Annotated in this window: 18 protein-coding genes; 13 read left to right on the forward strand and 5 right to left on the reverse strand. The window is 72.8% G+C overall.

Annotated features, from left to right (window positions below):
- Positions 1-114 precede the first annotated feature (114 nt).
- The 3 genes from AC27L3_RS08635 (at position 115) to AC27L3_RS08645 (ending at position 2,910) form a co-directional block, all read left to right on the forward strand.
- On the forward strand, positions 115-792 hold the full coding sequence (locus AC27L3_RS08635) for a ScbR family autoregulator-binding transcription factor (RefSeq protein WP_487233395.1): 678 nt from the start codon (positions 115-117) through the stop codon (positions 790-792).
- Positions 793-967: 175 nt separating this feature from the next.
- A complete protein-coding gene (locus AC27L3_RS08640; RefSeq protein ID WP_487233511.1) occupies positions 968-2,305 on the forward strand; it encodes an amino acid permease in 1,338 nt (445 codons plus the stop codon).
- A gap of 29 nt (positions 2,306-2,334) precedes the next feature.
- Entirely contained in the window at positions 2,335-2,910 is a 576-nt protein-coding gene (locus tag AC27L3_RS08645; protein ID WP_487233396.1) for a hypothetical protein, read from the forward strand.
- Positions 2,911-2,990: 80 nt separating this feature from the next.
- Here AC27L3_RS08645 and AC27L3_RS08650 read toward each other — a convergent pair whose 3' ends face one another.
- Complete coding sequence (locus tag AC27L3_RS08650; RefSeq protein WP_487233397.1) at positions 2,991-3,371, reverse strand: phage holin family protein; 381 nt, start codon at positions 3,369-3,371, stop codon at positions 2,991-2,993.
- An 81-nt stretch (positions 3,372-3,452) separates the two neighbouring features.
- Here AC27L3_RS08650 and AC27L3_RS08655 point away from each other — a divergent pair, with 81 nt between their 5' ends.
- The 3 genes from AC27L3_RS08655 to AC27L3_RS08665 all read left to right on the forward strand — a co-directional run bounded on the left by AC27L3_RS08655 (position 3,453) and on the right by AC27L3_RS08665 (position 5,095).
- The gene (locus AC27L3_RS08655) at positions 3,453-3,770 is read left to right on the forward strand and encodes a cupin domain-containing protein (RefSeq protein ID WP_365965035.1); all 318 of its coding nucleotides are present in this window, start codon (positions 3,453-3,455) and stop codon (positions 3,768-3,770) included.
- A 232-nt stretch (positions 3,771-4,002) separates the two neighbouring features.
- Positions 4,003-4,221 carry a DUF5326 family protein gene (locus AC27L3_RS08660; RefSeq protein WP_487233398.1) on the forward strand — a complete coding sequence of 73 codons (219 nt, stop codon included), beginning with the start codon at positions 4,003-4,005 and terminating at the stop codon, positions 4,219-4,221.
- Positions 4,222-4,648: 427 nt separating this feature from the next.
- Positions 4,649-5,095: an SsgA family sporulation/cell division regulator gene (locus AC27L3_RS08665; protein ID WP_344433072.1), complete on the forward strand. Its 447-nt coding sequence runs from the start codon at positions 4,649-4,651 to the stop codon at positions 5,093-5,095.
- Between the two features lie 8 nt (positions 5,096-5,103).
- On the opposite strand, the gene AC27L3_RS08670 is transcribed toward AC27L3_RS08665, so the two are convergent.
- Positions 5,104-6,537, reverse strand: a complete 1,434-nt coding sequence (locus AC27L3_RS08670) for a YibE/F family protein (RefSeq protein ID WP_487233399.1) — start codon at positions 6,535-6,537, stop codon at positions 5,104-5,106.
- 209 nt (positions 6,538-6,746) lie between these two features.
- Between AC27L3_RS08670 and thiC the strand changes: the two genes are divergently transcribed.
- A complete protein-coding gene (thiC, locus tag AC27L3_RS08675) occupies positions 6,747-8,507 on the forward strand; it encodes a phosphomethylpyrimidine synthase ThiC (protein ID WP_487233400.1) in 1,761 nt (586 codons plus the stop codon).
- Positions 8,508-8,661: 154 nt separating this feature from the next.
- Here thiC and AC27L3_RS08680 read toward each other — a convergent pair whose 3' ends face one another.
- From AC27L3_RS08680 to AC27L3_RS08690, 3 genes are all read right to left on the reverse strand, one after another.
- The gene (locus tag AC27L3_RS08680) at positions 8,662-9,513 is read right to left on the reverse strand and encodes a hypothetical protein (RefSeq protein WP_487233401.1); all 852 of its coding nucleotides are present in this window, start codon (positions 9,511-9,513) and stop codon (positions 8,662-8,664) included.
- 187 nt (positions 9,514-9,700) lie between these two features.
- Positions 9,701-10,858 carry a metallophosphoesterase family protein gene (locus AC27L3_RS08685; protein WP_487233402.1) on the reverse strand — a complete coding sequence of 386 codons (1,158 nt, stop codon included), beginning with the start codon at positions 10,856-10,858 and terminating at the stop codon, positions 9,701-9,703.
- Between the two features lie 431 nt (positions 10,859-11,289).
- Positions 11,290-12,402, reverse strand: coding sequence for a LacI family DNA-binding transcriptional regulator (locus AC27L3_RS08690; RefSeq protein ID WP_344433077.1), 1,113 nt, complete (start codon positions 12,400-12,402; stop codon positions 11,290-11,292).
- 333 nt (positions 12,403-12,735) lie between these two features.
- On the opposite strand from AC27L3_RS08690, the gene hisC reads away from it, so the two are divergent.
- From hisC to AC27L3_RS08720, 6 genes are all read left to right on the forward strand, one after another.
- Complete coding sequence (gene hisC / locus AC27L3_RS08695; protein ID WP_487233403.1) at positions 12,736-13,815, forward strand: histidinol-phosphate transaminase; 1,080 nt, start codon at positions 12,736-12,738, stop codon at positions 13,813-13,815.
- A 240-nt stretch (positions 13,816-14,055) separates the two neighbouring features.
- Entirely contained in the window at positions 14,056-15,639 is a 1,584-nt protein-coding gene (locus AC27L3_RS08700; RefSeq protein WP_487233404.1) for a cytochrome ubiquinol oxidase subunit I, read from the forward strand.
- Between the two features lie 40 nt (positions 15,640-15,679).
- Entirely contained in the window at positions 15,680-16,681 is a 1,002-nt protein-coding gene (cydB, locus tag AC27L3_RS08705) for a cytochrome d ubiquinol oxidase subunit II (protein ID WP_487233405.1), read from the forward strand.
- Between the two features lie 10 nt (positions 16,682-16,691).
- Complete coding sequence (gene cydD, locus AC27L3_RS08710; RefSeq protein WP_487233406.1) at positions 16,692-20,219, forward strand: thiol reductant ABC exporter subunit CydD; 3,528 nt, start codon at positions 16,692-16,694, stop codon at positions 20,217-20,219.
- Between the two features lie 121 nt (positions 20,220-20,340).
- The gene (locus tag AC27L3_RS08715; RefSeq protein ID WP_487233512.1) at positions 20,341-21,924 is read left to right on the forward strand and encodes a GAF domain-containing protein; all 1,584 of its coding nucleotides are present in this window, start codon (positions 20,341-20,343) and stop codon (positions 21,922-21,924) included.
- 112 nt (positions 21,925-22,036) lie between these two features.
- The gene (locus AC27L3_RS08720) at positions 22,037-23,194 is read left to right on the forward strand and encodes a M23 family metallopeptidase (protein ID WP_487233407.1); all 1,158 of its coding nucleotides are present in this window, start codon (positions 22,037-22,039) and stop codon (positions 23,192-23,194) included.
- The last annotated feature ends 46 nt before the right edge of the window (positions 23,195-23,240 follow it).

The following is a 23,240-nucleotide window of genomic DNA, read 5'->3' on the forward strand; positions in this document are numbered from 1 at the left end:
CCAGGTGGGATGTGCCGGACGGAGCCCCAGGAATCGGGCCGATGGGGTTGGAAGAAACCACGCGGTATGTTTATTCTTCGCATGTTGTTGACCCAGCGGACGCCGAGGTGGCACGTGGAGCAGCAGGAGAGGGCGGAGCGCACCCGCCGGGCCCTCATTCGAGGAGCCGCGGACGTCTTCGACCGCATCGGGTACGAGCGCGCCACGCTGTCGCGCATCAGCGCGGCCGCCGGGGCCACCAAGGGAGCGCTGTACTTCCACTTCTCCACCAAGGCCGACCTGGCCCAGGCCGTGCGCGACGAGGCCCGCACGGCCTCCACGGCCGCCGTCGACGCCCTCGCCCGGCGGCCGGTGCTCGCCCTGCAGACCGTGGTCGACCTCACCCACCACCTGTCCCGGGCCCTGCGCACCGACCCCCTGACCCGGGCCGACGTACGGCTCTCCCGCGACGCCGAGTTCCCCGAGCGCTCCCGGCCGGACTGCTACGAGGAGTGGGGTGCGGCCGTGCGGTCGCTGCTGCAGCGGGCCAAGGCCGACGGCAGCCTGCTGCCGGACGCCGACGAGGACTCGGTGGCCGCCCTCGCCCTCTCCCTCGTCGCGGGCGCCGAACTCTTCTCCCGCGACGGCGACGGCAACGGTGACGGCAACGGCAACGGCGAGGGGAACGGCGTCGGCGCGGATGCGGAGTGGATCGCCCGGGTGTGGGCCCTGGTCCTGCCGCGGCTGGTGCCGCACGACCGGCTGCCGCTGCTGCGCCCCGCCGGCATCGAGGTCGGCTCGGAGAGCGCGTAGGAACCCGAGGGGGCGGGAGCCCAAAACGCTTCGATAACGAGGCAAAAAGCCTCCTGCCTAGGGTCCCCGTGCCCGCCGGCGCACGGCCGGCGGTCCCGTCGACCCGCAGGAGACCCATGTGACGACCGACACCGGCAGGGCCCTGCCCGCCGCCCTCAAACAGCGCCACCTGACCATGCTCGGCCTGGGCGGGGTGATCGGCGCCGGGCTGTTCGTCGGCTCGGGCGCCGGCGTGGCCCTCGCGGGCCCGGGCATCCTGATCTCGTACGCCATCGCCGGCACCCTCGCGCTGCTGGTGATGCGCATGCTCGGCGAGATGTCCGCGGCCGACCCGACCCCCGGGTCCTTCTCGGTGCACGCCGAGCGGGCCTTCGGGCGCTGGGCCGGATTCACCGTGGGCTGGCTGTACTGGCTGATGCTCGTGGTCGTGCTGTCCGTCGAGGCCACCGGCGCCGCGGCCATCGCCTCCGGCTGGCTGCCGGCGGTGCCGCAGTGGGCCTGGGTGCTGATGTTCATCACCTTCTTCACCGCCGCCAACCTGGCCTCGGTGAAGAACTTCGGCGAACTCGAGTTCTGGGCCGCCGCCTTGAAGGTGGGCGCCATCGTCTGCTTCCTCGGCCTCGGCCTGCTCGCCGTCCTCGGCCTGCTGCCCGGCTCGTCCTCGCCGGGTACGGCCAACCTCACCGGCCACGGCGGCTTCCTGCCGCACGGCTGGGGCGGGGTGGTCGCGGGCGTGCTCGCGGTGACGTTCTCCTTCGGCGGCCTGGAGGTGCTCACCATCGCCGCCGCCGAGTCCGAGGACCCGGCCCGGGCCGTGGGCCGGGCGGTGCGCAGCGCGGTCTGGCGCATCCTGGTCTTCTACATCGGCTCGCTCGCGGTCGTCGTCACCCTGCTGCCCTGGAACGACTCCGAGATCGGCCGCAGCCCCTACGTCGCGGTCCTGGAGCACCTCGGCATCCCCGCCGCCGGGCAGATCATGAACGTGGTGGTCGTGGTGGCCCTGCTGTCGGCCATCAACGCCAACCTCTACGGCGCCTCGCGCATGGTCTTCTCCCTCGCCGAGCGCGGCGAGGCCCCGCGGGCGCTGCTGGCCGTCAACCGCGAGGGCGTGCCGCACCGCGCCGTCCTGGCCTCCGTGGGCTTCGGCTTCGCCTCCGTGGTGCTGAACCTGCTGTGGCCGGACACGGTCTTCCTCTACCTGCTCAACACCGTCGGTGCCGTGCTGCTGGTGGTCTGGCTGCTGGTCGCCGCGTCCCAACTGCGGCTGCGCCGCCGCATGGAGCAGGCGGGTGCCGAGCGACCCGCGGTACGGATGTGGGGTTTCCCCTACGTCACCTGGCTGACCCTGGCCGGTGTCGCGGCCGTGCTCGTGCTGATGCTGACCGATGCGGACGCCAGGGTGCAGGTCCTGTGTTCGGCGGTGGCCAGTGCCGTGCTGGCGGGCATCGCCTGGGCGCGCGACGTCGTACGACGCAGGCGCCGCACCGCTCTTGCGGTGTCGTCACCTGCATGACCTCCGACCCCCCGAGGAGACGATTCTTCATGTCACGCACACCGCCCCGAGCCGTGCTCGCCGATCTGCTGCGGGTGCCCTTCAGGGCCGTCACCTGGCGGCACATGCTGCATGCGCTGCTCGCGCCGCTGGGGCTGGCCTGGTTCCTGGCCGTGGTCAACGGCCTGAGAATCACCCGGGAGAGGGGCGTTCCGGTGGTCGGTGTGGTGGGGGCGGTGGTGCTCACCGCGGTCGCCCTGGCGTGTGCCGGCGGGTTCGGCCGGGCGCGGGCGCGCTGGTTCCTCGGGGCGCGGATCGCGCCGCGTGCGGGGGAGGGCCGGCTCGGCGGTGCACTCGCCTACTTCCTGGCCGACCTGCTGCTCAGCGGGGTGGCCTGCGCGCTGGCGGTGGGCGTGGTCATCGTCTGCGCCCGCAACCTGACCTATCCCGTGTGGGGCTGGGCGCCCTATCCGGACCCGGCCTGGGGCGGTCCCACCCCGGAAGGCGCGGTGGCCCTGCACTTCGCGGCGGGCGTCCTCGCGCTCTTCGCCGGTCCCCGGCTGGTCGTCGCCCTCTCACGGGCCCAGCTGCGGCTGACCCGGCGCCTGGTGGGTGCGGGGTCGTAGGCCCCGCGCGGGCGGGCGGTGCGGCGGCACCACGGCCGCCGCGCCCCGCCGCCGTCAGTCCAGATCGTCGGCCCTGCTCGTCAGTCCTGCTCGTCGGGCAGGATCACGTGCATCGCCCAGGCGACGATGGAGACGATCACACCGCCGACGAGCGCGGCCCCGAAGCCCGCGACGTGGAAGGCCAGATCCAGCTTGCCCGCGAGCCACGAGGTCAGCAGCAGCATCAGCGCGTTGACCACCAGCGTGAACAGGCCGAGGGTCAGGATGAACAGCGGCAGGGACAGCAGCTTGACGACCGGCTTGACCAGATAGTTCACCGCGCCGAAGACCAGGGCGACGAGGAACAGCGTGATCACCTTGCGGGCGGTGTTCTCGCCGGAGAGCGTGATGCCCTTGAGCAGCCAGATGGCCACCGCCAGGGCCGCGGCGTTGGCGACCGTCTTGACTACGAAATTCTTCATGGTGAGATCGTTGCAGACGGGCGCGGCCCACGGGGAGCCGCACATCAACCATGATCGGTGCGGCAGGAAGCGGGTCAGGACATGAAGGCGTTCCGGCTGGACGAACTCGAGGCCGAGCGGGTCGCGAACGAGGGTGCGTACCTGCAGTTCCTGCGCGAGCGGAACATGTCGGTGGGGCTGTACGCGCTGGACGCCGGCGCCCCCGACCCCCAGGGCCCGCACGCCCAGGACGAGATCTACGTCGTCATGAGCGGCCGCGCGTCGATCACGGTGGGGGAGGAGACCACCCACGTCGGGCGCGGCAGCGTCGTGTACGTACCGGCCGGGGTGACGCACCGCTTCCACCACATCAGCGAGGACCTGCGGGTGCTCGTCGTCTTCTCGCCGCCCGAGAGCTGATCTCCCGCCCCCGGGGTCGGACCCCGGCATCCCGTAGGGGGCGGTTCAGGGGTGGACGAGGGATGCGCGGGCCCCTGCGGCGCACTCGGCACGCCTAGCATCGTGGACAGGACGGGGCATTCGCTCCGGACGGCCAGGAATGCGCGGACGCAATTGTGCGGCGGCGCGTTCGGCGACCGGACATCAACAAGAGCGCGGGAATACGCGCACGAAGTCGAGAGCAGGGGTTGAGATGTCGGAGAAGGGATTTTTCGCGGGACTGCCGTGGTGGGTGACGCTGGTCGTGCTGCCGGCTCTCGTGGTGCTGGTCTTCGGCAGCCTGATCCTGAGCCTGCTCGGTTTTGTCATCAACCTGCTCTTCAAGGTCCTGCTGCTGGTGGCCCTGGTCGGCGGTCTGATCTTCCTGGTCAAGAAGTTCACGTCGTCCTCGTCGTCGAGGGGCGACTGGTAGGGCCGGGGGTTCCGGGCGCGCGGGGGGCGCTCGGAACGCCCACCGGGCAGGGGACGTCGCCCACGCCACCGCCCGGTGTCCGCTCCACCGGCTCAACGAAACGGACGGCGGGGAGTTATCTCCGCCGTCAACTTTCCTCCGTCAACCTGAACGCCCCGCGGGCCGCCCGCACGGAAATCCGTGCCCTCTCGCGCCACTTTGGCCAGTTCTCGGCCGGTCCGTGCCATCAAATCCCACGTTACGACTCCGCGGAGTAGTCGAGTCGCTACGCTCCAGAGTCGGAGAGCTCGTATGCTCACCCTCGGTCTCCATGAGTAACTGGAAAATCACTCCTTGTGATCCACTGGGCGTTCTTGTCAGACTATGGCGTCATTGGGGCCACTAGGCTCCAATCCCTGCCAAACCGACGAAGACGGGGCATTGGGCGATGCGCGACACAGTTCAGGCAGAAGTGGTCATGACGTTCCTCGTGTCCGAGGAGCTGTCGTTCCGGATCCCGGTGGAGCTGGGCTACGACAGCAGCGACCCCTACGCGGTGAAGTTCACCTTCCACCTCCCCGGCGACGCGCCGGTGACCTGGGCCTTCGCCCGGGAGCTGCTGCTGGACGGGCTCAGCCAGCCCTCCGGCGAGGGCGACGTGCACATCGCCCCCGCCTCCTCGCAGCACCTGTCCGACGTCTTCATCCGGCTGCAAGTGGGCGGCGAGGGCGCGCTGTTCCGGGCCGGGGCCGCCCCGCTGGTGGCCTTCCTCGACCGGACCGACCGCATCGCCCCCCTCGGCGAGGAGCACACGGTCGCCGACTTCGACTACGAGCTCGCCGCGGCCCTCGACAGCATCCTCGCCGGCAACCCCGAGGGGCAGAACGCCGGTTAGCCGGGGCCTCACTTCGCCCGGCGGCGCCTGCCACCGCGCGACCTGGGCCGCCCCGTCCCCCTGCCGCCCCCCGCGGCGCCGGGCCGGTCGGCGCTCACCACGAGCGCGGCCAGCAGCGTGGTCACCGGCACCGAGGCCACCAGGCCGATGCTGCCCACCAGCGTCCGTACGATCTCCTCCGCGACGACCTCGCTCGTCGCCACCGTGCCCACCCCCCGGTCCGCGATGGTGAACAACAGCATCAGCGGCAGCGACGCACCCGCGTAGGCCAGCACGAGCGTGTTGACCACCGAGGCGATGTGATCGCGTCCGATGCGCATCGCCTGTCCGTACAACCGGCGCCAAGTGGCCGCCGGGTCCGCTTCCTTGAGCTCCCACACCGCCGACGTCTGGGTGACCGTGACGTCGTCGAGCACGCCCAGCGAACCGATGATGATCCCGGCGAGCAGCAGACCCCGTATCTCGATCTGCGGGTAGAGGCCGTGCACGAGCCCGGTCTGGTCGTCGGTGTTGCCCGTCAGATGGGCCCACGAGGTGAACAGCGACCCCAGCAGGCCGATGACCAGCAGGGAGGTGAGCGTGCCCAGAACCGCTACGGATGTGCGGGCGTTGAGCCCGTGGCACATGTAGAGCGCGATCAGCATGATCGCGCCGCCGCCGACCACCGCGACGACCAACGGGTCCGAGCCCTGCAGGATCGCCGGCAGGATGAACAGCGTCAGCACGCCGAAACTGATCACCAGCGCGACGAGCGCGAAGACGCCGCGCAACCGGCCGACGGCCACGACGGCGACCGCGAAGACGCCCGCGAGCAGCCCCATCGGCAGGTCGCGGTCGACGTCCGTGACCGAATAGCGCAGGTTCTCCGGGGCCTTCGGGGCGTAGGCGAGGACCACCTTCTGCCCGGAGGAGTAGTGGCGCGAGGAGCCGGGCTGCACCTGCTCGGTGAACGTGGTGCCCTTGTCCGGCCCCGAGGTCACCTCGACGGTGGCCTTCTGGCAGGTGCCCTGCGCCGGCGGCGGCGGGGCGGTGCCCTGCTGCGGTTGCTGCTGCGGGCCGCCGAACCCGCCGGAGGCCGGACAGGAGTACTCCTGGACGGCCGTCACCCGCCCCGACTGGGTCTGCTGGTCCATGCCGACCCCGGTGTGCTGGTGCGGCGGGGTGCCGCCGGGCCACAGCACGATCAGCCCGGCGGCCACCGCGGCGGCGAAGGGGATGAGCACGGCCGCGATGACCTTGCGCAGATGACCGGAGACGGGCGTCGCCGGACCGTGCGCATGGGCATGGCTGTGGCCGTGCCCGTGGCCGTGTCCTCGTCCGTGCCCATGGCCCTGCCGGTGTCCCGGTCCGTGTTCGTGCGCGGGACCGCCGGGGGCGGGCGCACGGGCGTGGTCGGGGTCGTGGGGGGCGTGCGAGTGGGGGGAAGGGTGCGTGGGGGTCACCCGTCGATGATGACAAGCCCCCCTGGCCCTCCGGGCGCGGGAGGCGCTAGCGTGGTGCCACCTTTGCAATCGCGGGAGCTCGGAGCACCGGGCTGAGAGGGCGCTGACCTTCGCACTGGACATGTCCGAACCGGACATGGGTGCGAAAGCCGCTGCGCCGACCGCCGAACCTGTTACCGGGTAATGCCGGCGTAGGGAGTTACGGTCATATGACCTCGCAGGATGCACGCACGTCCGCAACCGGCCGCGAGATCGGCTGGCACAAGGATTATGTGACGGGCTCGCGTCCGGACATCCGTGTTCCGGTGCGACGGGTGCACCTCACCAACGGCCAGGACGTCCGCCTCTACGACACGTCCGGCCCGTACACCGATCCGTCCGTCGAAACGGACGTACGACGGGGCCTGGCCCCGCTCCGGGAGAACTGGATCATCGCCCGCGGCGACACCGAGGAGTACGCCGGGCGGCCGGTGCGCCCCGAGGACGACGGCATCAGGCACACCGCCCCGCGCGGGGGCCTGCGCAACCTCGACGCCGTCTTCCCCGGCCGCCCCCGCCAGCCCCGCCGGGGCCGCGACGGAGCGGCGGTCACCCAGCTCGCGTACGCCCGGCGCGGTGAGATCACCGCCGAGATGGAGTACGTGGCACTGCGCGAGGGCGTCTCCCCGGAGACCGTCCGCGAGGAGATCGCCGCGGGCCGCGCCGTGCTGCCGGCCAACGTCAACCACCCGGAGATCGAGCCGATGATCATCGGCAAGAAGTTCCTGGTGAAGGTGAACGCCAACATCGGCAACTCCGCCGTCACCTCCTCCATCGAGGAGGAGGTGGAGAAGATGACCTGGGCCACCCGCTGGGGCGCCGACACGGTCATGGACCTCTCCACCGGCCGCAACATCCACACCACCCGCGAGTGGGTGCTGCGCAACTCCCCCGTGCCGATCGGCACCGTCCCGCTCTACCAGGCGCTGGAGAAGGTGGACGGCAAGGCCGAGGAGCTCACCTGGGAGATCTACAAGGACACCGTCATCGAGCAGGCCGAGCAGGGCGTCGACTACATGACCGTCCACGCCGGCGTGCTGCTGCGCTACGTCCCGCTGACCGCCCGCCGCAAGACCGGCATCGTCTCGCGCGGCGGCTCGATCATGGCGGCCTGGTGCCTGGCGCACCACAAGGAGTCGTTCCTCTACGAGAACTTCGAGGAGCTCTGCGAGATCCTCGCCTCCTACGACGTGACGTACTCGCTGGGCGACGGCCTGCGCCCGGGCTCGATCGCGGACGCCAACGACGAGGCGCAGTTCGCGGAGCTGAAGACGCTCGGCGAGCTCAACCGGATCGCCAAGCGGCACAACGTCCAGACGATGATCGAGGGCCCGGGCCACGTCCCGATGCACAAGATCAAGGAGAACATCGACCTCCAGCAGGAGATCTGCGAGGAGGCCCCGTTCTACACCCTCGGTCCGCTGACGACCGACGTCGCACCGGCGTACGACCACATCACCTCCGGCATCGGCGCGGCGATGATCGCCTGGTGGGGCACGGCGATGCTCTGCTACGTCACGCCCAAGGAGCACCTCGGCCTGCCGGACCGCGACGACGTGAAGACCGGCGTCATCACGTACAAGATCGCGGCCCATGCGGCGGACCTCGCCAAGGGCCACCCGGGCGCCCAGGAATGGGACGACGCGCTGTCGGACGCGCGTTTCGAATTCCGCTGGGAGGACCAGTTCAACCTGGCCCTCGACCCGGACACCGCCCGCGCCTTCCACGACGAGACGCTGCCGGCCGAACCCGCGAAGACGGCGCACTTCTGCTCGATGTGCGGGCCGAAGTTCTGTTCGATGAAGATCTCCCAGGACATTCGCCGCGAGCACGGCGGCGACCTGGCCGTCGACCCCGACGAGGGCATGGCCCAGAAGTCGCGCGAATTCGCCGCCTCCGGCAACCGCGTCTACCTCCCCATCGCCGACTGAGGCAGCGCCCCGAAGGGGCGCGGGGAACTGCGCGACAAGCCACGACGCGCCCGCAGGCGAGGTGCCACGTCGGCTGCGGGCCGTCGGTGGCCGATAGCGCCCACGCGGCGGCAGCCGCAGGTCGACACTGCCCCGCGCCCCTATGGGGCGCCGGTCACTGCGGAGCTCTGCCGTTGCCGCCCTGCTCAGGGCTCGTGAAGCCCGGCGGGGAGTAGCCCAGCCGCGGCGTGCGGCCCGCGCCGCCGGGCGGCGGCGGCCCGCCGCCGTTCGCGTACGAACGGCGCGCCGGGGCGCCCGTGTTGATCAGCGCCTCTCTCAGGAACGGCAGCAGGCCGCGGTGCAGCAGGGCCTGCCGCCAGGCCTCGCGGGCCCGCTCGGCCTCCTCGGCGAGGGGGTCGTGCGGCGTGCCGTCCTGGGCCTCCCGGCCGGTGCGCAGGGCGGTGACCAGCAGGCCGGAGGAGGCCACCAGCACCGCGGCGACGGTCAGGCCGCCGAACCACCAGCCGATGGTGACCATCTGGCCGGCCGCCGACCCGCCCGTGCCCACCGTGCGCATCACATAGCCGATGAGCAGGAACAGGAAGGCCGCGATTCCGGCCAGCACGGGCGCCAGCACCGCGACCACCGCGAGTGCGCCGGCGCCCGGGGCGTCCGGCCCCTCCGGGGTCGTGCTCGCGGAGGCGACCGCGTGGTCGTCCCCCGCCTCGCTCCCGCCGCCGGAAGCGGAAGCGGAACCGCCGCCGACCGGCTGGGGCCGGGCGGCGGCGGAGCGGGCGCGCAGTTCCTCACGGACGGCGATGAGCTCCTGATATTCCGTCGCCGCGCACGAGACGATGGCGGCCATGGCCCCTCGTGCCATGCTGCGCAGCTGCTCGGTGCCGAGCCGCTGTCCTATGAGTGCGGACAGTTCCGGGTCCTGGTTCGCGGTACGCAGCGCCTGGTCGAGAAGCCGCTCGAATTCCGGGCGGTCCTCGGCAAGCAGGTGCGGAGCGCTGTTCATGTGCATCCCCCGATGCTCCGTATGGCGCCGTGGTGTCGGCTTGTACCGGGCAGTGGGCGGAAACGGAGGAGAGCGAGCCTGCGACGGACAAGCCGATGGTAGAGCGCTACCGGCGCGCGGTGACAGCCGGTTTCCCGAATTGCCCCGCGCCGGTGGAACCCTCGATCTGCCCGGGGAACGCCCCGCTGAATCCTCAGTCGGCCAGCGGAAGTTGCGCCACCAGCAGTTTTCCGGCCATGGTGACCCCGCCGTCCATGGCGACCGCGAGCCCGTCGGCGTACAGGTGCGGGCCGTCCACGAGGGGCGCGCCGTCCTCGCCGTCCGCGTCCTCCGCGGGCACCTCGCCCAGCAGATAGGGGATGGGGCTGTGGCCGTGGACGATACGGCTGCCGCCGTACGTCTGCAGCAGCTCCCGTACGGCGAGGGGCCCCGCCTCCTCGTCGCGGAAGGCGAAGCGCTTGGTGAATTTGCGGAACAGCTCCCAGCATTCGTCGGGGTCGTTGCGCTGCAGGGCCTCGGTGATGGCGTCGTTGACGGCCTCGATGGAGTCGCCGAACTCGAGGTAGGCGGTGGTGTCGGAGTGCAGCAGCAGGTGGCCGTCCTCCTCCGCGATCGCGTCCAGGCGCGACATCCACTGCAGGTGGTGGTCCTGCAGCCGCTCCATGTCGCTGCGCTGCCCGCCGTTGAGCAGCCAGGCGGCCTGGAAGGAGGCGGTGCCGGCGCCGGAGTTCACGGGGGTGTCGGCGAACCGGCGGGCGCCGATGAGCAGCAGCTCGTGGTTGCCCATGAGGGCCTTGCAGTAGCCCCCGGCGGCGGCGGCCTCCGCGGACAGCCGCATCACCAGGTCGATCACGCCGACGCCGTCGGGGCCCCGGTCGGTGAAGTCGCCGAGGAACCACAGCCGGGCGTTGCCGGCGGCCCAGTTGCCGTGCGCGTCGATCAGGCCCTCGGCGGCCAGTGCCTCGTACAGCTCGTCCAGGTAGCCGTGGACGTCGCCGACGACGTACAGCGGGCCGGGGCCGGCCGGCAGGGGGTCCTGCTGGGGCTGCGGCTGGGGCTGCGGCGCGGCGAGCGGGGTGAGCTCGACGGTGGGCACGTCCTGCGGGGCGCCGCGGTGGATGACGGGCAGGTCGCGGGCGGTGGGGGTGTAGCCCTCGGGGTACTCGCCGTACTCCCCGCCGCCGGGCAGCGGCGGCTGGGCCGGTGCGGGCGGCACGGGGGGCGGGGCGGGGTGGCCGTAGCCGGGCGCGGGAGGCTGCGCTGCGGCGTACCCGGAGATGGGCGGCATCGCCGCCGTGGCCCGTGCCGCAGGTCCCTGCCCGGCCCCCTGAGTCATCGACCCCTCCACCATCGCGCCGCCGTGCACCTTGTGGACCTTGCCTGGTCGACGGCGGTCCGCGGTGTCGTGCGCCCATCATAGGAATGACCGTCGCGCCTTGTGACGCACCAGGGGCTGTGAATCGGGGCGGGTGACCGGGATCGCCGGTCATTTCTCCCCAAATGCGCCGTTAAATGAGCCGTTCGGGCCGGTCGAGCGGCCCCGTGCGCCGTCCCCGGGCCCGGTGACCCGCTCCCCCGGGAGCGGGGGTGCTTCCGGTTGACGTCCCGCGCCCGGGCGACGTCCGGGCGTGGCGGGCGGGTGGGTGCGTGGGCCGGTCGGCCGGCGGTCCGCCGCGGATCGGCGCGGCGGGCGGGAGGTGGCTGCGGTGGCAGTGGGGGGACGTGCGGGGTGGTGCGGGTGGTGGTGCGCGGCTGTCCGGGCGTACGGGTGGTCGCGAGGTGTCAGCCGGATGCGGGCCCGCGCGGGGGGCTCACGGTGGTGCGCGGCGGGCGCCGTTCGGAGGACGTCCGCACGATCAGCTCCGTCGGTATCACCTGCTCGACCGGGCGGCCGCTGCCCAGGCCCTCGATCGCGTCGATGAGCAGCTGGACGACCGCGGTGCCGATGCGCCGCGGCTTGAGCGAGAGCGTGGTGATCGGCGGTTCGGTGGTGGCGTAGACGGTGGATTCGCTGCAGCACACCAGCAGCAGGTCGTCGGGGACGCGCAGGCCGTAGCGGCGGGCGGCGGCGAGCAGGTCGGTGCCGTTGGGGTCGAACAGCCCGTACACCGCGTCCGGCCGGTCGGGCCGGGCCAGCAGCCGGTCGGCGGCGACGGCGCCGGCGCAGGGGTCGTGCGCGGGGTACTCCTCGTAGACCGGGTCCTGGCCCACGCGCTCGCACCAGCGCAGGTAGGCGGTGGTCGACAGCCGGGTGTAGGTGTCGGTGGTGGTGCCGGTGAGCAGGCCGATCCGGCGGGCCCCGGCGGCGGCGAGGTGGTCGAGGATGTCGAGCACCGCGGCCTCGTGGTCGTTGTCCACCCAGGCGGTCACCGGCAGGGAGCCGGCCGGGCGCCCGTCGGAGACCACCGGGATGCCCTGGCGGACCAGGTCGGAGACGACCGGGTCGTGGTCGGAGGGGTCGATGACGACCGTGCCGTCGAGGGCGACGTTGGACCACACGTCGTGACGGGAGGTCGCGGGCAGGATGACCAGGGCGTAGCCGCGGGCGAGCGCGGCGGAGGTGGCGGCCCGGGCCATCTCGGCGAAGTAGGCGAACTCGGTGAAGGTGAAAGGTTCATCCCCGTATGTGGTCACGGTCAGTCCGATGAGCCCGGACTTGCCCGTACGGAGCGTGCGGGCCGCGGCCGACGGGCGGTAGCCCAGCCGGTCGGCGACCTCGCGGACGTGGCGGCGGGTCGCGTCCGGTAGCCGGCCCTTGCCGTTGAGCGCGTCGGAGACGGTCGTGATCGACACCCCGGCGGCGGCGGCCACGTCGCGGATGCCCGCGCGCCCCTGCCTGCTGCCCCGGCGGGAGGTCTCAGCCCGGCTCACCTGATGCTTCCCTGCTGCTGTCATGGCAGGCCGATAGTAGGGCTCGGGTGGTCCTTTGGCAGGGTGCCTCATTTGACTGTTGACAGGCACGTTTCTGCTGTGACCGGTTCCCTCAATGATCATGGAATCGCAGGTAGTTGAGGGAGCTTGCGGGGTGCCGTGGGCCTCTGGCATATCCACGCCCGCGGAATGGTCCAGGTCTCGAAGAGGTCTCAACTCACCTTCACGAGGGACGCGCGCCAGGGCGCCCGCCACGGCGCGCGGACCTGCGAGGAGCGCTCCCGAAACTCTGGACGCCGCCCCGGGCAATCCTCATAAGGTGTGGTGTATTCAGTCAGAGGTGGAGGAGGACCCGCGGTGACCGAGAAGACCCCGAAGCTGCGCGCCGCGCTCGAGGGCGTACCGACCTACAAGCCCGGCCGGCCCGCGGCCGCCGGCGGCCCCGTGGCGTACAAGCTCTCCTCCAACGAGAACCCGTACCCGCCGCTGCCCGGGGTGCTGGAGAGCGCCCTCAAGGCCGCCGCCTCCCTCAACCGCTACCCCGACATGGCCTGCGCCGGCCTGATGGCCGAGCTCGCCGAGCGCTTCGACGTGCCGCTGACCCACCTGGCCACCGGCACCGGTTCGGTCGGCGTCGCCCAGCAGCTGGTGCAGGCGACGGCGGGCCCCGGTGACGAGGTGATCTACGCCTGGCGGTCCTTCGAGGCGTACCCGATCATCACCCAGGTCTCCGGCGCGACCCCGGTGCAGGTGCCGCTGACCGAGGGCGCGGTCCACGATCTGGACGCGATGCTGGCCGCGATCACCGAGCGGACGCGTCTGATCTTCGTCTGCAACCCCAACAACCCCACCGGCACGGTGGTGCGCCGGGCCGAGCTGGAGTCCTTCCTGGACCGTGTGCCCTCGGACGTGCTGATCGTGCTCGACGAGGCCTACCGCGAGTTCATCCGGGACGAGGAGGTGCCCGACGGTATCGACCTGTACCGCGACCGGCCCAACGTCTGCGTGCTGCGCACCTTCTCCAAGGCGTACGGCCTGGCCGGCATGCGGATCGGCTTCGCCGTCGCCCACGAGCCGGTGGCCGCGGCGCTGCGCAAGACCGCGGTGCCGTTCGGCGTGAGCCAGATGGCCCAGGACGCGGCCGTCGCCTCGCTGCGCAGCGAGGACGCGCTGCGCGAGCGGGTGGACGCGCTGGTGGCCGAGCGCACCCGGGTGGTCGAGGGGCTGGTCGGCCAGGGCTGGACGGTCCCGGAGTCGCAGGCCAACTTCGTCTGGCTGCCGCTGGGGGAGCGCGCCGCGGACTTCGCCGCCGCCTGCGAGCGGGCGGGCGTGGTCGTCCGGCCGTTCCCGGGCGAGGGCGTGCGGGTGACGATCGGCGAGACCGAGGCGAACGACCTGGTGCTGCGGGCGGCGGAGGAGTTCCGCAAGGAGCTGTGACGGCGCCGCCGTCGGGCGTACGGGCCCTCACCCCCTGCGGGGTGGGGGCCCGTTCCGTTGTGCGCTAGGGCCGGTCGGGGCACCCCGGCTGCTTGTCCGAAAAACGGGTGTGCCATGATGCTTGTGAATGTGAACGCGTTCACAAGCGCGCTTGGATGCCCGCATTTATGCGGGGCATACAGGGGCGAAACCACCGGTGGCAGGCGTCACCGGTGAGGCAAGAGGCAAGGAGAGACCCCGGTGAATCTGGCCCTGGCTCCTGAGACGCTCGCCCGCTGGCAATTCGGCATCACGACCGTCTACCACTTCCTCTTCGTCCCCCTCACCATCAGCCTCGCGGCGATCACGGCCGGCCTGGAGACGGCCTGGGTCCGCACGGGCAAGGAGAAGTACTTCCACGCCACGAAGTTCTGGGGGAAGCTCTTCCTGATCAACATCGCCATGGGCGTGGTCACCGGCATCGTGCAGGAGTTCCAGTTCGGCATGAACTGGTCGGACTACTCGCGCTTCGTCGGCGACGTCTTCGGCGCCCCGCTCGCGATGGAGGCGCTGCTCGCCTTCTTCTTCGAGTCCACCTTCATCGGACTGTGGATCTTCGGCTGGGACAAGCTGCCCAAGAAGATCCACTGCGCCTGCATCTGGATCGTGGCCCTCGGCACGATCCTCTCCTCCTACTTCATCCTGGCCGCCAACTCCTGGATGCAGCACCCCGTCGGCTACACCGTCGACAAGGCCACCGGCCGGGCGCAGCTGACCGACATCTGGGCGGTGTTCACCCAGAACACGACCATGGTCGTCGTCCTGCACACCCTGACCGCCGCCTTCCTCACCGGCGCGGCCTTCATCGTGGGCGTCTCCTCCTTCCACCTCTGGCGCGCCAAGCGCAAGCAGATCCGGGGCGAGGAGCTCGGCGCCAAGCAGCGCCGGCAGCTGCCGGCCATGCTCGCCTCGCTGCGCGTGGGCCTGGTCGTCGCCGTGATCGCCGGCCTGGGCACGGCCGTCAGCGGCGACGAGCTGGGCAAGGTGATGTTCGAGCAGCAGCCGATGAAGATGGCCGCCGCCGAGGCCCTGTGGGAGACGCAGTCGCCGGCGCCGTTCTCGGTCTTCGCGGTCGGCGACGTCTCCCAGGGGCACAACAGCGTCGAGATCGAGATACCCGGCCTGCTGTCCTTCCTCGCCCACAACAACTTCACCGAGTCCGTCCCCGGCATCAAGGACGTCGCGGCCCAGGAGGCCGCCCGCTACGGCGGGAAGGCCGAGGACTACATCCCGAGCATCTTCATGACCTTCTGGGGCTTCCGCCTCATGATCGGCTTCGGGATGACCTCCTTCGTGGCCGGCCTGATCGGCCTGTGGACCACCCGCCGCAAGCTGTGGGTGGCACCGGACAAGCGCGTCGGGGAGGACGAGATCCCGCGCCTGATGCTCACCCGCACCCGGGAGATGAACCCCTTCCTGACCGCGTGGTCCTGGCGCATCGGCATCCTGACCATGGGCTTCCCGCTCCTGGCCAACTCCTTCGGCTGGATCTTCACCGAGATGGGCCGTCAGCCCTGGGCCGTCTACGGCCTGATGAAGACCTCCGACGCGGTCTCGCCGGGCGTGGGCCGCGGCGAGGTCATCACCTCGCTGGCCGTCTTCACCGGCCTGTACGCGGTGCTCGCCGTGGTCGAGGTCCGGCTGCTGCTGAAGTACGGCAAGGCCGGACCCGACACCGACGAGCAGCCGCCGGCGAAGGACCCCCGGCTGCGGCTGCCCGGCGGCCGCGACGCCGCCGGCGAGCGGCCCGAGGACGCCGACAAGCCGATGACGTTCGCGTACTGACCGGCGCGGCGGAGCGTCAACAGACAAGGGAGAGAGGGCCATGCACCTCCACGACTTCTGGTTCCTGCTCATCGCGGTCCTGTGGACCGGCTACTTCTTCCTCGAAGGCTTCGACTTCGGCATCGGTGTGCTCACCCGCACCCTGGCGAAGGACCGCACCGAACGCCGGGTTCTGATCAACACCATCGGGCCCGTCTGGGACGGCAACGAGGTCTGGCTCATCACCGCCGCCGGCGCCACCTTCGCCGCCTTCCCCGACTGGTACGCCACCCTCTTCAGCGGTTTCTACCTGCCGCTGCTGGCGATCCTGGTGTGCCTGATCGTGCGCGGCGTGGCCTTCGAGTACCGCCACAAGCGCCCCGAGGAGCGCTGGCAGCGCACCTGGGAGGCCGCCATCTTCTGGTGCTCGCTGCTGCCCGCCTTCCTGTGGGGCGTCGCCTTCGCCGACATCGTGCGCGGGGTGCCGATCGGGCCCGACAAGAACTTCACCGGTGACGTGCTCGACCTGATCAGCCCCTACGCCCTGCTCGGCGGCCTGTTCACGCTCGTGCTCTTCACCTTCCACGGCGCGGTCTTCGCCGCCCTGAAGACCGACGGCGACATCCGCCACCGGGCCCGCGCCCACGCCGGCCGCTACGGCATCGCGGCCCTGCTGCTCGCCGCCGCCTTCCTGATCTGGACGCAGGCGGCGTACGGCAACGGGCGCAGCCTGCCCGCGGTCGTCCTGGCCCTCGGCGCCCTGCCGCTGGCCCAGCTGCTGAACCGGGCGGGCCGCGAGGGCTGGGCGTTCGCGCTGTCCGGACTGGCGGTGGCGGCCGCCTTCGCCACGGTCTTCCTCGCGCTCTTCCCGAACGTGCTGCCCTCCACCTCCGACCCCGCGTGGAGCCTGACCGTCACCAACGCCGCCTCCGCCGCCTACACGTTGAAGATCATGACCTGGGTCGCGGCCTTCGCGACCCCCGTCATCATCGGCTACCAGGCATGGACGTACTGGGTCTTCCGCAAGCGGATCTCCACCCGGCACATCCCGGCCGCCCACTGAGCCCGGCGCCATGAAGCCCGTCGACCCCCGGCTCCTGCGCCACGCCGCAGCGGCCCGCCGCTTCGTCGCCGCCACCGTCGCCCTCGGCCTGGCGGGCGCCGGGCTGGTGATCGCCCAGGCGATGCTGATCGCCGAGGTGGTCACCGGCGCCTTCCAGCACGGCCGGACGCCCGCGGACCTGCTGCGGCCGCTGACCCTGCTGGCCGCCGCCGCCCTCGGCCGGGCGGCGGTGGCCTGGCTCACCGAACGGGCCGCGCACCGTGCGAGCGCCGCGGTGAAGTCCACCCTGCGCACCCGGCTCCTCGCCCACGCCGCCCTGCTGGGACCCGGCGCCGCCCCGACCGGTGCCCTGGCCACCCTGGCCACGCGCGGCATGGACGCGCTCGACGACTACTTCGCCCGCTACCTGCCCCAGCTCGGCCTCGCCGTCGTCGTCCCCGTCGCCGTGCTCGCCCGCATCGGCACCGCCGACTGGCTCTCGGCCCTGATCATCGTCCTCACCCTGCCCCTCATCCCCCTGTTCATGGCCCTCATCGGCTGGGCCACCCAGAGCCGGATGGACCGGCAGTGGCGGCTGCTCTCCCGCCTGTCGGGCCACTTCCTCGACGTCGTCGCGGGCCTGCCCACGCTCAAGGTCTTCGGCCGCGCCAAGGCCCAGGCCGCCTCCATCCGCACGATCACCGCCGACTACCGGCGGGCCACCCTGCGCACCCTGCGGCTGGCCTTCCTGTCCTCCTTCGCCCTGGAACTGCTGTCCACCGTCTCGGTGGCCCTGGTCGCCGTCGGCATCGGCATGCGGCTCGTGCACGGTGAACTCGACCTGGCCACCGGGCTGATGGTGCTCGTCCTCGCCCCCGAGGCGTACCTCCCGCTGCGCCAGGTCGGCGCGCAGTACCACGCCGCGGCCGAGGGCCTGGCGGCCGCGGACGAGGCGCTCACCCTCCTGCAGACCGCGCCCGCCCCGGCCGGCACGCAGTCGGCCCCGGACGCGCGCGGTGCCGCGCTGCGCCTGCAGGACGTCGAGGTGCGCCACCCGGGCCGCACCGAACCGGCCCTGGCCGCCACCACCTTGACCGTCTCCCCGGGCGAGACGGTCGCCCTGACCGGCCCCAGCGGATCGGGCAAGACCACCCTGCTGAACGTCCTGCTCGGGCTGCAGCGCCCCACGAGCGGACGCGTGCTGATCGGCGGGACGGACCTGACATCGCTGACCCCCTCCGGCTGGCGGGACCAGGTGGCCTGGGTCCCGCAGCGCCCCCACTTCTTCGCCGGCACCGTCGCCGAGAACGTGACGCTGGCCCGGCCCGGTGCCACGGACGCACAGCTGCACGCCGCACTGCGCGACGCCGGTGCGCTCGAGTTCGTCTCCATGCTGCCGCAGGGCACTGACACCCGCCTCGGCGAGGACGGCGCGGGGCTGTCCGCCGGGCAGCGCCAACGCCTCGCCCTGGCCCGCGCGTTCCTCGCCGACCGCCCGGTCCTGCTGCTGGACGAGCCGACGGCGGCCCTGGACGGCACGACGGAGGCGGCCGTCGTCGAGGCGGTCCGCAGACTGGCGGCGGGCCGCACGGTGATCATGGTCGTCCACCGCCCGGCCCTGCTGGCGGTGGCGGACCGGGTGGTGCACCTGGGTCCTGCCCGACCGGCGGGGCCGGGGGCATCGCCCACGCACCAGCCGGTCCACCGGGAACCGCACGTTCCCACCCAGCCGGATGCGGTGCCGGGGCATCGGGCGGGCGGGTGGGTGGACTCCCCGGCCCGAAGGGCCGGGGCCCTGGCCCGGGTGCGGGCAGCGGCACACCCCGTACGCAAAAGGCTCGTCCTCGCGGCAGCGCTCGGCACGCTGGCCCTCGCCAGCACCCTGGCCCTGATGGCCACCTCCGGCTGGCTGATCTCCCGCGCCTCCCAACAGCCGCCCGTGCTGTACCTGATGGTGGCGGTCACCGCGACCAGGGCGTCCGGCATCGGCCGTTCCGTCTTCCGGTACGCCGAGCGCCTCGTGTCCCACGACGCGGCCCTGCGCGTGCTGGCGGATCTGCGGGTCGCGGTCTACCGGCGGCTGGAGCGGCTGGCGCCGGCGGGGTTGCGGGAGAGCCGCCGGGGCGACCTGCTCTCCCGCCTGGTCGCCGACGTGGACGCGCTGCAGGACTATTTCCTGCGCTGGCTGCTGCCCCTGGTCTCGGCCCTGGTCGTGGGCACCGCCTCGGTGGCCTTCGCCGCGTGGCTGCTGCCGGAGGCCGGTGCCGTGCTGGCCGCCGGGCTGCTGCTGGCCGGGGTCGTCGTGCCGGTGCTGTCCGGTGCCGTCGCCCGGCGGGCCGAGCGGCGGCTGGCGCCGGCGCGAGGGCAGTTGACGGAGCAGGTGGTCGAGCTGATGACGGGGCTCGCCGAGCTGACCGTCGCCGGTGCGGTGCCGGCCCGGCTGGCGCGGCTGCGGGCGACCGACGGGGCGCTCACGCGTATCGCCCGCCGGGCGTCGGCGGCCACCGCGCTGGGGGCCGGGCTGTCGGCGCTGGCCTGCGGTCTGACCGTGGCGGGTGCGGCGTGGGCGGGGGCGGCCGCGGTGCACGAGGGCCGGCTGGGCGGGGTGTGGCTGGCGGTGGTGGTGCTTCTGCCGCTGGCCGCCTTCGAGGCGGTGGCCGGCCTGCCGTCGGCCGTGCAGCACCGGCAGCGCGTACGGCGCTCGGCCGAGCGGGTGTACGAGGTGCTGGACGCGCCCGAGCCCGTACGGGAGGGGACGCAGCCGGCACCGGAGTCCCCCTTCCCGCTGCGGGTGCAGGGCCTGACGGCACGGTATCCGGGGCAGCAGGCGCCGGCGCTGGAGGACTTCGGGATGGAGCTGACGGCCGGCCGCCGCATCGCGGTGGTGGGGGCGTCGGGTGCGGGCAAGACCACGCTGGCCCAGGTGCTGCTGCGCTTCCTGGACGCCGAGTCCGGTTCGTACACGCTGGCGGGCCGCGAGGCCGCGGCGATGGACGGCGACGCGGTGCGCCGCCTGGTGGGGCTGTGCGCCCAGGACGCGCACGTCTTCGACAGCTCGCTGCGGGAGAACCTGCGGCTGGCGCGGCCGGGGGCCGGCGAGGAGGAGCTGCGCGCGGCGCTGGCGGGGGCGCGGCTGCTGGAGTGGGTGGACGGCCTGCCGCAGGGGCTGGAGACGATGGTCGGCGAGCACGGCGCCCGGCTGTCGGGCGGCCAGCGGCAGCGCCTGGCGCTGGCCCGGGTGCTGCTGGCGGGCTTCCCCGTCCTGGTGCTGGACGAGCCAGCCGAGCACCTGGACCCGGCCACCGCGGACGCGCTGACGGCGGATCTGCTGGCGGCGACCCGGGGCCGTACGACGGTGATCATCACGCACCGGCTCGCGCGGCTGTCGGATGTCGACGAGGTCGTCGTCCTGGACCACGGGCGCGTGGTGCAGCGCGGGACGTACGAGGAGCTCGCGGGCGCGCCGGGGCCGTTCCGCCGCATGCTCGACCGGGAAGCGGGCAACGACGCGCCGGACACTCACCGAAAGGCGCTTTCCCTGGCAAATGGGGCTCATTAGGCTCGGCGGCATGGCAGCCACGGCGGGGCCCACCGGGCCCGCGGACCCCCCGGACGAGTCCCCCGACAGGCCCTCCGGCGAGTCCGCCGGCGAGTCGTCGGGCGGATCCGCCGCCCGGCCCATGGATTCCCTGGACGCGGCCACCGAGGCCACGCGCAGCCTGTGGGGGCTGTCCACGGAGCTCACCGGGCGGGTGCCGCAGCTGCTGGAGGCGATGCGCTCGGTCGGCACCGGCATGGAGCTGCACACCACCTTGGACCGCATCTGCCGCACGGCCGCCGAGCTGGCCGGCGCCCGGTACGCCGCCATCGGGGTGGTCGGCGCGGCCGGCGGGGAGGAGCTGTCGGACTTCGTCACCTACGGCACGGCGGAGGGGAACGGAGGCGGGATCGCGGCCTTCCCCGACGGGCGGCATGCGCTGGGGGTGCCGATCCGGGTGGGCGGCGAGATCTTCGGCCACCTGTACCTGACGGAGAAGCGGGACGGCGGCGAGTTCGGCATCGCGGACCTGCACATGGTGAAGATCCTCGCGACCGAGGCGGGCATCGCGATCGGCAATGCGCGGGTGCACGAGGAGCGGGGGCAGCGCATGCGCTGGATCGACGGTTCGGTGGCGGTGACCACCGCCCTGCTCTCGGGCGGGGAGGGCGAGGACGCGCTGACCGTCGTCGCCGAGCAGGCGCGCCGGCTCGCCGGTGCCGACGCCGGCATCGTGCTGGTGCCGGACGGCGAGGGCGGCCTGGAGATGGTGGCGGTCGCGGCCGACGAGCCGGAGGAACTGCTGGGCACGGTGATGCCGCCGCACAGCCCGGTGGTCTCGCAGCTGATGGCGGGGGAGCCGGTGTTCGTCGACGACTCGGCCACCGACCCCCGCATGATCACGGAGGTGGCGCCGCGCTTCGGCCCGAGCATGCTGCTGCCGCTCAAGAGCGGCGAGCGGGTGCTGGGCACGCTCGCCATCCCGCGGCGGCGCGGGGCGAGACCGTACAGCGACACCGAGCGGACCCTCGCCGTCCAGTTCGCCGCGCAGGCCGCCCTCGCGCTCGTCCTGGCCCAGGCCCGGCGCGACCGCGAGCGCCTCGCGGTCTTCGAGGACCGCGACCGCATCGCCCGCGACCTGCACGACCTGGTCATCCAGCGGCTCTTCGCCACCGGGCTGCTGCTGGAGAGCGCCCACCGGATGGCCGACCTGCCCGAGGTGCGCGAGAAGGTGGGACAGGCCGTCGACGAGCTGGACGTGACGATCCAGGAGATCCGCACCGCCATCTTCGCGCTGCAGCAGGAGCCCACGGAGAGCCCCGCCGGGCTGCGCACCCGGGTGCTGCGGGAGCTGGGCACGGCGGCGGTGCCGCTGGGCTTCCGGCCGTCGGCGACGTTCACCGGCCCGGTGGACGCCAAGGTCGGCGAACTCACCGGCAAGAACTTGATCGCCGCCCTGCGGGAGGCGCTCTCCAACGCCTACCGGCACGCGCGGGCCTCCCGCATCGAGGTCGCCGTCGACGCCACCGTCACCCTGCCGGACGGCCGGGAGGCGGTGCGCCTGACGGTCGCCGACGACGGAGTGGGCATCCCGCAGGGCGGCCGGCGCAGCGGGCTGCGCAACCTCGCCAAGCGCGCCGAGTCCCTCGGCGGCTCCAGTGGATACGGCCCCGGCATCGGCGAGGACGGCGGCGGGACGACGGTGGTGTGGCAGGCGCCGCTGTAGCGCGCCGCCCGTGGGCCCGGTGGGCGTACGGGCGGGTCCTTCCGGCCGCATTCCTTCCTCCGAACGGTCGCCCGCGGGCGCGGTCCGCCGGGTGCCCGCGCAGGATCGCGGCATGCGGCGATTGCATCCGTACGCTCCCCACCGCCGGCCGTGGCGGACGCGCCGGGCCGCGCGCGCCGGGCACAGGCGCCTGCGCGGCGTCGCCGCGCTGTGCGCGCTGGGCATCCTGCTGGTGCCCGTCTCGGCCGCGGAACCGTCGACCGCCGGGCGGCCGCAGCGCCTGGTGCGCGTCGGCTCGGAGGTCCTGCGCCTGGCCCACGAGGCCGGCCGGATCGCCCTGCGGTACGAGCGGGACGTGCGGGCGGCCAAGGAGGAGCGGACGCGGGCCGCGCGGCTGGCCCACCAGCTCCAGGGACAGCGGTCGGCCGCCTCCCTGCTGCGCCGGGACGCGGGGGCCGCGGCGCGCGAGCAGTACCGCACCGGCGGCTTCACCGCGGCGGGCTCCCCGGACGTGGCGGAGGAGCCCTTGGAGCTGATCGCGATGCAGATGATGGAATTCGACCGGCGCGAGCGGCTGGCCCGGATGCTCATCGAGAACGACAACAGAAGCCGGACGCTGGCCGCCGGCCGGCTCTCGGCCTCCGTCACGGCCCAGGCCCTGGCCGCCGACACCGCACGGCTGCGGGCGGAGAAGGCCGCCCTGGAGGAGCGCCTCGCGACCTCGCGCAGCGAGCTCAACGCCCTGGCCGAGCAGACCGTCCGCGACGGCCGCTGCACCCCGGTGGACCTCGACGGGCTGCAGGAGGAGCTGCAGGGCGCCGCGCAGCCGCAGGACGACGCCAACCGGGGCGCGGGCGTCTCCCGCTCCGGCTGGACCCGGCCGCTGCTGAGCTACGAGCTGAGCGCCGGCTTCGGCGGCACCGGCGCGCACTGGGCGAGCGGCCACAGCGGGCAGGACTTCGCGGTGCCCACGGGCACGCCGGTGCGCTCGGTGGGCGCGGGGACGGTGCTGTCCATCGGCTGTGGCGGGCCGTTCGGGATCAGCATGGTCGTGCGCCACCAGGGCGGCTGGTACTCGCAGTACGCCCACCTGGCGGCGCCGCTGCTGGCCCCGGGCCACCGGGTGCGCCCGGGCGAGTGGATCGCCCTGTCGGGCACCACCGGCAACTCCACCGGGCCGCACCTGCACTTCGAGGTCCGCACGACCGCCGACTTCGGCAGCGCCGTCGACCCCGTCCCCTGGCTCCGCGCCCGCGGGGTGGTGCTTTAGCGGCGCGTGCAGCGGTGCTGCGCCCCGTAAGGGGCGCGGGGAACTG

The organism is Streptomyces sp. PKA51 (assembly GCF_057552455.1).